A 486-nucleotide genomic window follows, 5' to 3' on the forward strand; every position below is an offset into this window, starting at 1 on the left:
TTCTGCATAATACGTTGAACCGTTTTATGGTTAATACACATTCTCTTTTTTAGTATGGCTGTGATTTTTCGATATCCATATCGATACTTGTGCTCTCGGCACAACGTGCCGATTTGTTTTTCCAAATGGCGCTTGGGATGATCCTTCATCAGATTCTTCTTCCAACGATAATAAGACGCTCGAGAGATACCTAAATGAATACAGATATCCTGTACGGTCATTGTGCTGTGCAATATTTCTACAAGTTCGACTGACGTTTCGCTATCAACTTCCTTTCCAATTCGTTGTACTTTTTTAAAACTTCATTCTGTTGTCTCAGGTAACGAATCTCTGCCTGCAGTTTCTCTAAATCGGAAGAATACTCCGGACCTTTTCCGTAAGTGTATTGCTTTCCAACAGGCTGTTCGAATCGATGTGTATCACCAGCCTTATACCATCTAACCCATGTCTGAACCTGTGTCTTATTCTTAATATTCAACTCCTGCA

Annotated in this window: 1 pseudogene; it reads right to left on the reverse strand. The window is 39.7% G+C overall.

The window, feature by feature from the left end:
- Nucleotides 1-486, reverse strand: a pseudogene (locus G9F50_RS20280) (IS3 family transposase); the annotation flags it as partial.

It is taken from the genome of Bacillus sp. EKM206B (assembly GCF_011066015.1).
Classification (GTDB): Bacteria; Bacillota; Bacilli; order Bacillales; family Bacillaceae; genus Bacillus; species Bacillus velezensis.